Annotated in this window: 11 protein-coding genes; 7 read left to right on the top strand and 4 right to left on the bottom strand. The window is 49.3% G+C overall.

The genetic code is table 11. The features are described from left to right. Positions 1-89: 89 nt before the first annotated feature. Entirely contained in the window at positions 90-281 is a 192-nt protein-coding gene (locus C8R30_RS03470) for a YezD family protein (protein WP_107789553.1), read from the bottom strand. A gap of 284 nt (positions 282-565) precedes the next feature. Here C8R30_RS03470 and C8R30_RS03465 point away from each other — a divergent pair, with 284 nt between their 5' ends. The 3 genes from C8R30_RS03465 to C8R30_RS03455 all read left to right on the top strand — a co-directional run bounded on the left by C8R30_RS03465 (position 566) and on the right by C8R30_RS03455 (position 6,511). Further along, positions 566-1,939, top strand: coding sequence for a toll/interleukin-1 receptor domain-containing protein (locus tag C8R30_RS03465; protein ID WP_107789552.1), 1,374 nt, complete (start codon positions 566-568; stop codon positions 1,937-1,939). A 3-nt stretch (positions 1,940-1,942) separates the two neighbouring features. After that, complete coding sequence (locus C8R30_RS03460) at positions 1,943-5,452, top strand: nSTAND1 domain-containing NTPase (RefSeq protein ID WP_107789551.1); 3,510 nt, start codon at positions 1,943-1,945, stop codon at positions 5,450-5,452. Positions 5,453-5,572: 120 nt separating this feature from the next. Beyond that, complete coding sequence (locus C8R30_RS03455; protein WP_258191925.1) at positions 5,573-6,511, top strand: zinc metalloprotease HtpX; 939 nt, start codon at positions 5,573-5,575, stop codon at positions 6,509-6,511. 43 nt (positions 6,512-6,554) lie between these two features. Here the strand turns inward: C8R30_RS03455 and C8R30_RS03450 are convergent, their stop codons facing one another. After that, a complete protein-coding gene (locus C8R30_RS03450; protein ID WP_090670153.1) occupies positions 6,555-7,703 on the bottom strand; it encodes a S1C family serine protease in 1,149 nt (382 codons plus the stop codon). 301 nt (positions 7,704-8,004) lie between these two features. Here C8R30_RS03450 and C8R30_RS03445 point away from each other — a divergent pair, with 301 nt between their 5' ends. Then, positions 8,005-8,451, top strand: a complete 447-nt coding sequence (locus C8R30_RS03445) for a DUF2147 domain-containing protein (RefSeq protein ID WP_090670150.1) — start codon at positions 8,005-8,007, stop codon at positions 8,449-8,451. Between the two features lie 10 nt (positions 8,452-8,461). Here the strand turns inward: C8R30_RS03445 and C8R30_RS03440 are convergent, their stop codons facing one another. Further along, positions 8,462-9,634, bottom strand: coding sequence for a class I SAM-dependent RNA methyltransferase (locus tag C8R30_RS03440; RefSeq protein ID WP_090670147.1), 1,173 nt, complete (start codon positions 9,632-9,634; stop codon positions 8,462-8,464). A 17-nt stretch (positions 9,635-9,651) separates the two neighbouring features. Beyond that, complete coding sequence (locus C8R30_RS03435; protein WP_107789549.1) at positions 9,652-10,998, bottom strand: sensor domain-containing diguanylate cyclase; 1,347 nt, start codon at positions 10,996-10,998, stop codon at positions 9,652-9,654. 433 nt (positions 10,999-11,431) lie between these two features. Here C8R30_RS03435 and C8R30_RS03430 point away from each other — a divergent pair, with 433 nt between their 5' ends. The 3 genes from C8R30_RS03430 to C8R30_RS03420 all read left to right on the top strand — a co-directional run bounded on the left by C8R30_RS03430 (position 11,432) and on the right by C8R30_RS03420 (position 12,800). Beyond that, positions 11,432-11,791 (top strand): hypothetical protein, encoded by a 360-nt coding sequence (locus C8R30_RS03430; RefSeq protein ID WP_107784499.1) that lies wholly within the window; start codon positions 11,432-11,434, stop codon positions 11,789-11,791. Between the two features lie 66 nt (positions 11,792-11,857). Beyond that, positions 11,858-12,292: a hypothetical protein gene (locus C8R30_RS03425; RefSeq protein WP_146162675.1), complete on the top strand. Its 435-nt coding sequence runs from the start codon at positions 11,858-11,860 to the stop codon at positions 12,290-12,292. Between the two features lie 187 nt (positions 12,293-12,479). Continuing rightward, positions 12,480-12,800 (top strand): copper-binding protein, encoded by a 321-nt coding sequence (locus tag C8R30_RS03420; RefSeq protein WP_107789547.1) that lies wholly within the window; start codon positions 12,480-12,482, stop codon positions 12,798-12,800. Position 12,801: the final 1 nt, after the last annotated feature.

Below are 12,801 nucleotides of genomic sequence, written 5' to 3'. Positions count from 1 at the left end.
CATTGCTGTTTATTTTTTTCTTTCGCCAGTTTTCTGGTCAAAGTGAAGGGTGGTTACTGCTGAAACATAATCTGACTGAGCTGGTTTTGCTATTTTACTTTGTGAGTGTAATCAGCCGGACTAACGCGAATTTTTTCTCTGGACTCAATCTTCACAACCTGGCCAGCATGAATCAGGATTTCAACCAAGCCATATCGAATGCCGTTAATGACCCGTAGGATTTCCTGCTTGATATTCTGGGAAACAGGCTGACTGTTTGATGGGGCAGTGTTGTGTGTCATAGTGCTGAGATAAAATGTTGTCTCCGATGGCTGCGCACTTTATCAGCCATCATATATAAACAAAAATAATATTATTTCATTTGATTATCACAATTATGTATATAGAAAATTTAAATGAGTCGTACGCGCACCCATCTATACCTATGAATTACAAACCGCTGCGTAGCGGTTGTCACTTGCGGCAATCTGTAAATGTATTTTTGGGCGGTATGATAGACTGTTGTAACCGCTGCCAGCAGCATGAGCTTTATCTCTAAGTGATATGATAGAACGGTAAACAGGCCATGAATGAAAGAAGTTGGGATCGTTTGTTGAAATCGATCGAAGACGGATTAGTCGTGCCCGTTCTGGGACCGCAAGTGCTGATTGCCCAGGGCGATAGCGGCTCATCTTTTCAAGCGCAGGTTGCGCACCAACTTCTGGCCTATTATGGGTACGATCTCAAGGATGAAACCCTGCCGCCCTTTCGTGAGCTGAATGAAGCTGTCACCCGCCTCAAACGTGATCATCCACTACAAGACTTATATGGTGATATTCACGATGCGATTGAGAAACTCACACCCAAAAACGAAACAGCTAATCCAGGACCGCTCAAACATATTGCGGCCATCACCCATTTCCGTCTATTCGTCACCCTGACGCCGGATGAGTTGCTTGCTCACAGTCTACGTATGCGCTGCGCCGTCAATGAGATTGTGCACTCGCCCTACCTGCCTACGAGCGAAGGCTCAGATTTACCTACCGATTGGCTATCACACCGCGGAGAAGTGTATCTACTCTATTTATTCGGCAAATCGAGACCGGCTCCCATGTTCGCGATTCATGACGAAGATATTCTGGAATACGTCCATAACATCATCGCACGCGGCAGCCATGTACCAGTCAAATTTTTTGGTGAGTTGCAGCAGCGCAACTTGCTGTTGATCGGCTGCAATTTTCCACAATGGTTGAGCCGATTCTTTCTGCGCTTGACCAATCAAAAACGACTCTCAGACACCCAAAGAAAACGCGAGTGGCTGATTGAGGCGATGAAACCGGAAGAAGAGCTGATTTTCTTCTTGAAAAGTTATAGTGAAGGAACCGAAATTCTATCGGATATCTCCCCATCAGCGTTCATCGCCGAGCTTTATCGGCGATGGCTGGAACGAAACGGTGCTGAAGCGGATTCCATACCTGCTCAGTTTGAAACGGTTCCACACAACACCCTATTTTTTGTCAGTTATTGCCGGACACCCGATTTCCCCGCAGCGAATAAGCTAGTGGAATCCTTGAAATCGCTGGGTGTCGCTGACAATGAAATCTGGTTCGATAAATCGGCGATCGAGCCCGGGCAGGATTTCCGGGAACGGATTCTAAGCGGCATCCGCACCTGCCGCTATTTCATACCATTGATTTCCAGCTCAGCCGACCAACTGGATGAAAAATTTTTCCGGCGTGAGTGGAACGAAGCGCTCGATCGGAGCAAAGCGATCCAAGGCAGAACGTTCATTGTGCCGGTCATTGTCGATCAGGCTTACGATCCCGAGCAATACCAGCGGGTTCCGCGTGAATGGAAGGATGCTTTGCATTTTGGTTATGCGCCAACAGGGCTTCCAGATGAACAGACCAGCGCGTTACTGAAGAAACTCATCCGCGCCGAGCGACAGCGTACTGCCTAAGGAATGAATGCGCCTCCTATACCATTAGCAACGGATAGCCCCGAGTCGGTATTGGCTGCGAGCGAGGCAAAATCAACTATCCTGCTCACAGCGCAATCCCCTTGGCCAGGGTTGGCGGCTTACGATGAAAATGCCAGCAATTTCTTCTTTGGACGCACAGAAGAGGCAATCGAACTCGCACGCATGATCCGGCAAGCGCCGTTGACCGTGTTGTATGGGAAATCCGGTCTCGGCAAAACATCATTACTGCAAGCGGGACTCTATCCGCTGCTACGCGCCGAGCATTACTTCCCCGTTCAGCTCCGGCTCGATTATGCCCCAATGGCACCGTTACCGCCGCTCGAACACGCCATGCAGAAACTCCAGGAAGCGCTTGCTGCTGCAGGCGCTGAATTTCCAGCCCCCGCTCTCGATGAGAGTTTGTGGCACTATCTGCACCGGCGCAATCTTGAAATCTGGAGTCAGGATAATTATTTACTGACGCCGGTACTGGTATTCGATCAATTCGAGGAATTTTTTTCCCAGGGTGAACAGGCCCCCGCTCAGATGCAGTTTACGCTCAATGCATTAGCGGATCTGATTGAAAACCGCATTCCAAGTGAACTCACTGGAGACAATATCAAACGGCAAGCGCTGTCAGAATTGGATTTACAAGCACAGCGCTACTGTATCGTTCTTTCCTTCCGGGAAGATTTTTTACCAGAAATCGAAGGCTGGCAAGGGCGAGTCCCCTCCCTATTGCGTCATCGTCTGCGGTTGTTGCCGATGTCACGCACACGCGCGATCGAAGCCATCAGCGCAGCAGGTGCTGCAGTTCTGGCCACCGGCGTAGCCGAACCCCTGGTCGATTTCGTTGGCAATCTCGACACCACCACCCGTGCGATGCCGGTAATCGAACCTGTGCTGCTAAGCCTTTGTTGCTACCAACTCAATCAACGCCGCCCCGCCGGCGGAAAAATAGACATCCAGCTGTTACAGCAAGCTGGACAGGACATTCTGCAGGATTTTTATAACGAAGCATTGGCAGGAATGCCTGCAATTGTCTCAGAATTTATCGAAACCCACTTGATTCAAGGTAATCGTTACCGCAGCAGCTATCCTGTCGACCAAGCGCTGCAAGACGGCTATTTGACAAAAGAACAGCTGTCCCAATTGGCAAGCAAACATCGTCTGTTGCGCATCGACCAGCAATTGGGGGTTAACCGGATCGAGCTGATTCACGATCGGCTGGTCAGTGTAGTGAGCAAAGCACGTGACGAACGATTGCGGCAATTAGAACTGCAGCGCCTGCGGCTCGAAGAGGAAGAACGCAGACGGCAAATGGCGCTGGAAACGGCTTTAGAAAAGCAAGTTGCCGCAGAAGCGCTGGCGGCAGAGCAGCTCAGAGCTGCAGAAAGAGCGCGCGCAGACGCGGCGCGCCTTCGCAAACAAACTCGGCGATTGCAATTTGCCCTATTGACGGTATTCATACTGGTTGGGATAGCCGGTTATGGACTTTATCATGCCAACGCAGAGAAAAAAGTGCGGAAGCTCGCGCAACGCGAGATTATGAGCCTCCGATTAGTATCAGAAAGTCTGGATATCATGAACGATCTCCGCCCGGGTAACGACGAGCGTGCCATACTACAACTGCTCGCAGCACAACAAATCACGCCCGGAAACAAAAAAGTGGATGCCGCACTCATCACGACACTGAATCGTAATCATCATGTCAAAAAAATCTGGACTACACCTACACCCATTGGTGCAATTGCATTTAACCCGAATGAAAAACACCTGGTCTCTGTGGGTGACGATGGCCAGTTGCATGGGTGGGATGCGGAAACCGCACAGCCACTCGGCGAGACGACTCAGATTAGAGAACAACAAATAACGACTACCGTCCTCTCGCCCAACGGTAACAGACTTGCGACTGGCAACGCTGAAGGGAGAATAAAGGTATGGAATATCGGTAGCGAACAACCGATTGCAGAATGGAAAACCGACAAAGCTATTGGCAGTCTAGCGTTCTCGTTCGATGGCAGCCAGTTGATCAGCTCAAGCGGTAACATGCTCCAGTTGTGGGACTTAAACACGCACGAACCCATTGGTGATGCCTGGCAAAACCAGGAAGAGACCATCCGTAGCATTGCTTTTTCTCCGGATGGCGACCGACTTGCGCTAGGTGGTGAAAACAAGACTATCCAGCTATGGGATAGCCGCACACGCCAACCTGTGGGTAAGCCTATCCACGGTCATACCGGCGCTATCAGTAGCCTTGCATTTTCTCCTGATGGACGCAAAATCGTGTCTGGCAGCGAAGATAAAACGCTGCGCCTATGGGATAGCCAAACAGGTCAACCTATCGGCAAAGCCATGCACGGCCATGAAGGCACCATCGCGAGTGTCGCATTTTCTTCCGACGGCAATTACCTTGCTTCGGGCGGCCGTGATGCAACCCTGCGCATTTGGGATGCCAACAATATTCAATTTATCGATGTGCCCTTACAAGGCCATGAAGATATGGTAACAAGTGTTGTTTTCAATCCAGATGGAACGCGCATACTCTCAGCCAGTGACGACAAGACACTGCGTCTGTGGGATGCACACACCGGCGAGCCGATTGGCGAACCGATGCGCGGGCATGAAGGCACGCTCAATGGTGCCGTCTTCAGCCCCGATGGCACCCTGATTGTCTCAGGCGCCAGCGACAAAACGCTCCGGCGATGGGATGCGCAGACCGGCAAACCGATCGGCGAGCCATTGGTCGGACATGAAGATGGTGTAGAAAGCGTCGCCTTCAGCCCCGATGGCAAACGAATTGCGTCAAGCGGTAAAGACCGTACTATCCGCCTATGGGATGCACAAACGGGACATCCGATTGGTCAGCCGCTGCGTGGCCATGAAGAAATGGTCAGAAGTGTTGCTTTCAGTCCGGACAGTACAATCATTGTTTCCGCCAGTTACGATCAAACCTTACGACGCTGGGATGCCAATACCGGCCAGCCCATTGGCGAACCTCTGCGCGGCCATGACGGGCAGGTGGTCAATGTCGCCTACAGTCCGGATGGACAGTATATTGCTTCGGGCAGCAAAGACAAAACGGTACGGTTATGGAATGCCCATACTGGCAAGCCCATTGGCGAACCTTTAGTAGGACACGAAGATCGTGTCAACAGCGTTGCATTCAGCCCGGATAGCCGCCGTATCGTTTCTGCCAGTCACGATACGATGCTTCGTTTATGGGATGTGGTCAACGGACTGCCTATAGGCAGTCCGTTGCCAGGCCATCTGGGATCGGTAGCAAGCGCCGTTTTCAGTCCGGACGGCACACGAATTGTATCTGGCAGTGCTGACAAAACCTTGCGTTTCTGGCCTGCAACGACCGCATGGAACGATGCGCTCTGTAACAAGCTGACACGTAATATGAGCACGCGCGAATGGCAGGAATGGGTTTCACCTGATATCCCCTATCGCCGGCAATGCCCTGATCTGCCGGTTCCTGAGCATTATTCCGCAGCAGAGAAATCATGACACACCGATGGGAAAGCAGTCATTACCGTTACAGCAGATCAGTTTGCTATCGTATACCACCTTTTATGCATAAAATGAAAACAAAGGAAGTGCTGTACCATCATTTGGAGGACAAGAACATTGCATGATCGTGTAACCCATCATTCCTGGATTAATCGCTTGCAAACGCTGCTGCTAATTGGCTTGCTCCTGGGGATTTCCCTGCTTGCGGGCTGGCTGTTGTTCGGCAAAGAAGGCTTCTGGCTCGTCATTCTCGCCAGTATCGTCATTTTGCTGGTAGAACCTGCCGCTGCCTCGCGTCTGACACTGAAGCTCTACCGTGCTTGCCCCATTGCACCGCATGAAGCGCCCGAATTGTACCGTATCATGGCGTTCCTCGCCGATCGTGCCGGGCTGGCCCATATGCCGACACTGTACTATATCGCAAGCCCGATGGTGAACGCATTCACGGTCGGCAATCGACGGCAAGCGGCTATCGCTTTGACGGATGGCTTGTTACGCTGCTTGTCGATACGTGAAACCGCGGGTGTCTTGGCGCACGAAACTGCCCATATTGCCAATGGGGATCTTTTTGTCATGGGGCTAGCGGATTATATCAGTCGACTTACCAGCATACTCGCGCTGGTCGGCCAGATTCTATTGATATTGGCGCTACCGTCCGTGCTGCTTGGCTATGCGAAAATCAACTGGGCTATCCTGCTCTTGCTGGTTTTCTCTCCCTATTTGACGATGCTCTTGCAACTCGGTCTGTCGCGCGTCCGGGAATTCAATGCCGATCTAAAAGCAATCCAACTTACCGGAGATCCGGAAGCACTCGCTGCTGCACTCGCCAAAATTGAGCGAGTCAGTCACTCCTGGCGGGCCTGGATTTTGCCCGGCTGGGGCAATCCAGAGCCTTCCTGGCTCAGAACGCATCCCGCCACTGAAGAGCGCATCCGTCGCCTACTTACGTTACGCTCCCGCCACTCTGGGCAATGGCCAAACCACCCCATTTCTTATCGTGTCCATTCGCCGCGGCACTCCTCCCCGCGCTGGTATCCCGGTGGCTTCTGGCATTAACACCTGCCTACACCACCGAAATTGCGCTTGTGTGCAATGATGCTCATACACCGGGTTGCAGAGTTACTTCGACTTCTCGAGTTTGCCCTTCGCGCATGACTGTCAAGCGTACCGTATCCCCTACTTTGAATTCATCGATCAACCCCAGTAATTTAGAAACGGTGTCAACGCTTTTACCTTGAATGGCCACGATCACATCATTTGGAATAACACCGCCATCAGGTGTTAAAACCGCCCCTTTCAACCCCGCACGATCTGCTGCGGAGCCTCGGGCAACGCGCAGCACGATCACGCCTTTGATTTCGAGCATCGAAGTCACACGCTCATTGAGGCGTTCGTCGACTTCGATCCCAAGCGTAGGGCGTATATAGCGTCCCTGTTCGATCAGCTCAGGCACGACTCGCATGATGGTATCGACAGGGACGGCAAATCCGATACCGATAGACGCGCCGCTAGGACTATAAATTGCCGTATTGATACCAATGAGGCGCCCCGCGGAATCCAGCAAAGGCCCTCCTGAGTTTCCGGGATTGATCGCCGCGTCGGTCTGAATCAAATTCTGGATAGGCGGCCCACCCCCCCCACTGGCAAGCGAGCGGTCGAGCGCGGAAACGATGCCTGTCGTTAACGTCCAATCCAGCCCAAAAGGATTACCGATAGCGAAGACCTTCTGCCCCACCTTCAAATCGCGACTGGTGCCGATAGGTACGGGTAGAGGGCGCTTAAACCCGATGCCGATACGCAAAACGGCAATATCATGCGCGGGACTTGCACCAACGAGTACGGCCTTGTAATCCCGTCCATCGGCCAGCTTGATGGTCGCTTCACTGGCGCCTTCGATCACATGGTAATTGGTCACCACGTGACCCGCATCATCCCAAATAAAACCCGAGCCATTGCCTCTGGGAACAGCAAATACGTTACGCGTCCAGATATCGCGCACGAGTCTCGCAGTCGAAATAAACACGACCGAATCGCGCGACTTTTCGAAAAGCTCGATAGTCGCGCGTTCATCTTCAGCTAAATCACCCCGCGCCGTGACGGTACGTACGCCTCCCTCGGTAGGCGTGAACAGAGATTCGATCATGGGTAATGACCACCAAAGCAGCATCACCACGATGATTGCGGTTGAAATGGCAGCCAGGCGACGCACGAAAGGATCGCGGCCAGAGGGAGGTGGAACAGGATACATAGTCGATTTTTTATTAATGTCAGTTAATGATGAGGGCACGCAGCCACAGGAAGCCACATTCTAGTCAGAAAGAATCAAACTGAACAGACCAAAATATACGTGTTTTTTACAGGTGTATTGTCCATGAACGTATTTTATGCCTGTATCGGCACTACCTCAGCAAGTCAATCACCTTAGCCTGGCTTTTTTTGTTATATTGGTTACCAAAGGGCAGCCTCTAAACAACAGTGACAGATTCCAATAGTTCCAGCAAGCTGTTTTCCTTTTACAAATCAAATCTTTTACAGGTGGTCAGTCAGTTATGGCAAATCCTCTCATTTTCGCTCTTTCTATCACTTTGATGTATCCACAGATTACCCAGGCTGAAGATAGCACAAACATCACCGGCTTGTGGTTAACCAAAAAGCAGGATGTCGCCGTACGGATCGAGCATTGCGGCGATGAGGGGTTATGTGGTCATATCGCTTGGCTCAATGCGCAGGAAAGTACTGAAAATCCGGAACTTTGCGGAACGAAAGTTCTTTGGAATATGCGCGCCAAAGAGGGGCACACGAACGAATGGGTAGGGGGCACGCTCTACAAAGCGGATGAGAAAAAATATTACGGCGCTAATCTGCGGCTTACGGATGAGAATACATTGGCGTTACGGGCGTATATCGGCGTGCCGTTGCTTGGTAAAACCAAAAAACTCACTCGCACAAGCGTGAAGACGCATCCACCGTGCACCAAATTGAACCAAGACGGCTGAAATATCATTCCTATCCATTTGGAATGGCTAGGGTACTTTTTTTAAATTCGGCAAGCGTCTCGACATGAGGCGTGTGCGGAAATAGGTCTACTAGCTGGATATCAGTTAGCTGCCAACCTTTTTTTGCAAACGCCCATGCATCCCGGGCAAATGTCTCGGGATCGCAAGAGATGTAATAAATCGTCCGCAGCGACACAAAATACTCAAAAAAACCTTTCATATTCTTCAAACCCGCACGCGGCGGATCGATGACTAACGTCTCTGCATCGGCAATACTTTTTTTTAAGATTTTCCAGATATAAGGCTTGAATAAATCAATGGACCGTGCATCGACTTTAGTCAGATTTTTTGCTCGGAGCTGTTTGATTGCATCCAGCCCGCACTCGTAAGCAATTACCTCGCTGCAGTGTGAGTCGGCAATCACTTCAGTAAAATTGCCGGATCCACAAAAAAGCTCGATGACTTTGCCTATTCTGGGGTTTGCATTGAGCCGGCTACGCAACCAGCATTTCATCCGTTCATTTTGAGCGGTATTACCCTGCTTAAAAGGCCGTTTCTGGTTGAGCGCTATTTGCTCAACGGACAATTCATCATCCAGATCGATGAAATTCCAATCAAAGCCAGCGCCAGGCTGCCAATCTTCGCGAGGTAGGCTGGCGAGCATTGCTTTCAATAGGCTTCTGCACGCACCATTCAGCACTATACAATCGCCGATGGGTGCAATACGATGCGACCCTTCAGCGACATAACCGAATTTCATCCCATCGGTTTTAACCTGGAAACGATTGCGGTAGCCAAATTGTTCAGGAGAAGGCTGCACGCTGGGCACATGCAGCTGCGCCATGTCAAAGCCAATTCGCTTCATGGCGTAAACCAAACGGTTTCGCTTTTGTTCAAGTTGGCTCTCGTAATCGGCAATCATCCAAGGGCAGCCAGAACACGCATCATCATGTATGCCTAGATAAGCACACTCAGGTTGATGTCGTTGGCCGGATGCCTTGATGAGCTGAATCAATTTAGCATAACCATATTTTTTATTGTTCAGTGGCCGATCGATGATCTCGAACTCGCCCCAATCCCCAGGCCATGTGCCAAATACAAAATAGGAAATGCCATCTGCATCATTCCTGACTACACCCAATCCTTTTTGCGATAAATGGGTGACTTCGCCCTTGAATTTCATTTAGCAATAATTAGGCTTTATTTAACGATGGCGTCTGCTCTGCTACTTCCGCCCCCTACTCCATCAGGCTTGAATAAGCAGACCCGGTTCCGCCCTTCGCATTTAGCTCGGTACAACGCAGTATCAGCGCTACTGAAAAGGTCGGCCAGGGTATCATGCTGGTGCGACAACACCACACCAAAGCTGGAGGTAATATAGATGGGTTCACCCTCGTCGCTCATTATGGGGGTACGTGCAATGGCTTCACGTAATCGCTCAACAGGCAATAAAACTTCTTCAAATCGCGCATTCCCAATCATGGCAACGAACTCGTCCCCGCCCCAGTGGCCGAACAAATCAATCTCACGCAAAATATTTTTACAGACCGACACCAGCATCTGTATGGCACGATCACCGGTCAAATGTCCATAGGTGTCGTTGAGATGTTTAAAGCGATCGATATCGAAAAGTATGACTGCTATCGCATGCCCGGTCCGCCTGGCTCGCTTGAACTCATACTCTGCGCGCTCCATCCAATGGCGGCGGCTGAAAATGCCTGTCAATGCATCCGTATTTGCCAATTCTTCGAATTGCTTGCGCAGTTGTACGATTTCCGTGATGTCAGTTGAAATGCCGATCAACGAGTCAACTTGATTTTCTTTGAATAGCGGCACCTTGATTGACCAGTAATGGCGCTTCTCTCCATTGGGATGCGTTATCGTTTCTTCACCACATTGTTTCCGTTGCAACCGCAATACTCGTCGATCCATTGCATTGAGTTTGCGTGCTTCTTCCAAAGGCATGAAATCAGCATCTTGCTTTCCTAGAATATGCGCTTGGGAGACACCAAACAGCTCTGCCAGTTTAGAATTGACATATCGATAATGAAAATGCCTATCTTTCATATAAATATAGGCATCGGCATGATTTAGAATGCTGTCTAGCAAAATTTTCTGTTCGTGGGTTTGTTGTTCGAGATTGCGGCGTTCTGTGATATCGGTCGATATCCCGCATAATCCACTCACCTCACCCGTCGAATTATGCAAAGGTATTTTTACTGCCCAATAAACACGGCGCTCTCTCGTCGCAGCAATATAATTGACTTCTTCGCTTTCTACTTTGACGTTGTTTTCCATGACATGAATATCGTTTTGACGTAAATCGTTCGAGATGGCTAAATTAAAGAACGCTTCATCCGTCTTACCGATGATTTGGTCAGGCGTACAATTGAACAATTCACACACCATGCGGTTGACGAACGTATACCTGCCATTGATATCTTTCGTAAAGACATAGGCACCGACGTTATTAAGCGCATCCTGCAACTCCTGGATACGGCGCAGCAATTGCTGGCGTTCTGCTTGCTCCCTCTTGCTATCACTCATTTCCCGAGTTCATTTACATCAACAAACGTAATACCTATCGTAAACAACCCCAACCGATAGATCGATAACTCTCATCGAATCGATCAACCCATTCGTTCAGAAGGCTATAAAAATCTATCAAGGCCAAATAAAAACGATTGCCACTTCTAGAAGAAGGATTTACAAATTAGTGTTTTATTATCAATCATTATCATTATTTCTACCAGATGATATCAATTCAGTGCATCGCGCAACACATAGCGGGTAATCAGCACCCGCGTCTTCTGACTTACAACACCGTTACGGAAACGACAAACTTAAATTTTCCGATTAAGAAGAAAAAGTTGCGCAATACTCAAAAAAAGTCTAAATAGTAAGTTGAAGTAGGAGAAATGGCATCAAGTAACCTAATTCATTCCTGGGTTGTCACATTCATTCATTAGGGAGCAATATCATGAAAATATGGCGCAATTTCTTAGCATTAGCCACTCTAAGCTTATTTTTTTCTTGTGCGCAAGCGCAAATTGGATCTCACCCTATGGACATGACGCAAGCTATTCAAGATGCTAAAACTGCAGCTGATCACGAAGCTTTAGCCAAGCACTACGAAGAAGTTGCTAAAAGCATGCAGTTAAAATCGCAGAAATATGAAGAATTGTTCGAAAAATATGAATCTAACCCCCAGCTCTACGGCAGAATGGGTGAGACCCTGCAGAACCATAGCAAAAGCCTGGCTCATCTATACGAAGAAGCCGCAAAAACGAATATGGAAATGGCCGAATCCCACCGAAGTATGGCTGCCGAGATGAAGTAGTTTTAATCAATAAGCAGCGTGATGTGATCATCTTGAGCATTGTCAGATAAAGAGCAGCTTGCCGACATGAAACAGTTAGCTCTCTATCACCCTACCACCCGTTCGATCTGGCACTCAAAACGGATGGTAAGTGGTCTATTGCTCATCACACTGCTCGCGGTGCAGGTAAAGATCATGTTGGAAGGGTGTTTCGTCATGCCCTATTTGCCAGCACCGCAGAACACGGTAGAACCGATGGAGGGCCCTTGTAGCGAGCCTGCTTCATCTACCGAGCGGGTTTGCCTAGCTAATTGCGAATATTCGGTAAGTAAGCCCAAACTCGTTAGTGAAACTTCCCTGTTTGACATCATCGTAGGGCTTCCGGCGATCACTTTTGTAGTCGCCCTGCTCGTTAGCTTCTCTCCTCCTATTTATTATGCTACCTTCATGCCCGCTAACGGGCCACCTTTGTATCTACTTTTTCTGCGCCTTTTCATTCCCCTTCCCTCCTCTCATCATTGACTGGTTTTCTGCTCGTCTGTCGACGTAAGCAAAAACCCATTCGCTTCAAAAAATATCTTTAGTCATTTTCCGAGCTGTTTTCCTCCATGGAGAAGAAAACATGTTACCTCCTGCCAGTAGCCAAGAGGTATCCGCCTGCTTGGATTATGAGTGATATGTATTCAAAGAATTATTTGGGAGTCAGAACATGAAAAGAAATATGCAAGTTGTTTTTATCAATATTTGTGCAGTTTTCCTATCGATCGGACTGGTTGCCATGCAGCCTGCTAACGCTACCGCTGCGTCACATGAGGGAGTTGCAATGGTGAAAGCAATAGATTTAGACAAGAGTATCGTGAAACTTGCCCATAGTCCGATTGCCACTCTCAACTGGCTCGCCATGACTATGAATTTCAAAACCAAGGAGCGAACGCGCCTGCAGGGAATCAAGGTAGGCGATGTTGTGACTTTTACCTTCATTCAGGCAAATGGTGATTATGTCATTACCCATATCCAGTCTGACCGATAGG

This window comes from Nitrosomonas nitrosa, assembly GCF_003051105.1.
Classification (GTDB): Bacteria; Pseudomonadota; Gammaproteobacteria; order Burkholderiales; family Nitrosomonadaceae; genus Nitrosomonas; species Nitrosomonas nitrosa.
This window is presented reverse-complemented; position numbering and strand designations above follow the sequence as displayed.

What these genes read in the sequence shown, in the direction of transcription:
- C8R30_RS03470 (WP_107789553.1), bottom strand. Translation starts at nt 281, where the DNA reads ATGACACACAACACTGCCCCATCAAACAGTCAGCCTGTTTCCCAGAAT.
- C8R30_RS03465 (WP_107789552.1), top strand. Translation starts at nt 566, where the DNA reads ATGAATGAAAGAAGTTGGGATCGTTTGTTGAAATCGATCGAAGACGGA.
- C8R30_RS03460 (WP_107789551.1), top strand. Translation starts at nt 1,943, where the DNA reads ATGAATGCGCCTCCTATACCATTAGCAACGGATAGCCCCGAGTCGGTA.
- C8R30_RS03450 (WP_090670153.1), bottom strand. Translation starts at nt 7,703, where the DNA reads ATGTATCCTGTTCCACCTCCCTCTGGCCGCGATCCTTTCGTGCGTCGC.
- C8R30_RS03445 (WP_090670150.1), top strand. Translation starts at nt 8,005, where the DNA reads ATGGCAAATCCTCTCATTTTCGCTCTTTCTATCACTTTGATGTATCCA.
- C8R30_RS03440 (WP_090670147.1), bottom strand. Translation starts at nt 9,634, where the DNA reads ATGAAATTCAAGGGCGAAGTCACCCATTTATCGCAAAAAGGATTGGGT.
- C8R30_RS03435 (WP_107789549.1), bottom strand. Translation starts at nt 10,998, where the DNA reads ATGAGTGATAGCAAGAGGGAGCAAGCAGAACGCCAGCAATTGCTGCGC.
- C8R30_RS03430 (WP_107784499.1), top strand. Translation starts at nt 11,432, where the DNA reads ATGAAAATATGGCGCAATTTCTTAGCATTAGCCACTCTAAGCTTATTT.
- C8R30_RS03425 (WP_146162675.1), top strand. Translation starts at nt 11,858, where the DNA reads ATGAAACAGTTAGCTCTCTATCACCCTACCACCCGTTCGATCTGGCAC.
- C8R30_RS03420 (WP_107789547.1), top strand. Translation starts at nt 12,480, where the DNA reads ATGAAAAGAAATATGCAAGTTGTTTTTATCAATATTTGTGCAGTTTTC.